Annotated in this window: 1 protein-coding gene; it reads left to right on the forward strand. The window is 68.5% G+C overall.

Annotated elements, in window-relative coordinates; genetic code table 11:
- On the forward strand, positions 1-620 hold a 620-nt coding region (locus MOV75_RS41060; RefSeq protein WP_247008570.1), incomplete at both ends, for an AMP-binding protein.

Genomic DNA, 620 nt, shown 5'->3' on the forward strand with positions numbered 1-620 from the left:
CGGATCGCGGTCGCACTGCCGCGCGGCGCCGACAGCGCGCTGGCGCTGATCGCGGTCGCATCGAGCTGCGCCTGCGTCCCCGTCAATCCCGATCTGACGGCTGACGAGCTGCAACGCTATTTCAGCGACTTGAAGCTGACGGCGCTGGTGACACGGGCCGACATGAACCCGGCGAGCCGCGAGGCCGCCAAGGCGCTCGATATCGCGGTGATCGATTTCGTGCCGGGGCGGCAAGACAATCTCGGCGGCTGCGCATTCGTTGGGCCGACGATCGAGCCGGCGGCGACCGGCGGCGCCTCGCGCGGCGACGACGATGCGTTCATCCTGTTGACGTCGGGCACGGCGGCACGGCCGAAAATGGTGCCGCTGACACATCGCAATGTGTGCCTGTCCGCCACCAATGCCGGCCGCGTGCTGTCGCTCACATCCCACGATCGTCTGCTCAACGTCCTGCCGCTGTTTCACGCCCATGGCTTGATCTCCGGCCTGCTGACGGCGCTGGCCGCGGGCTCCAGCGTGATCTGCACCGACGGCTTCGACGCGCCGTCGTTCTTCGGCTGGATGCGAGAGCTGCGGCCGACCTGGTACACCGCCGTGCCCACCATCCATCGCGCGCTGCT

Origin of the sequence: Bradyrhizobium sp. PRIMUS42, assembly GCF_023006515.1 — a bacterium.
Taxonomy (GTDB): domain Bacteria; phylum Pseudomonadota; class Alphaproteobacteria; order Rhizobiales; family Xanthobacteraceae; genus Bradyrhizobium.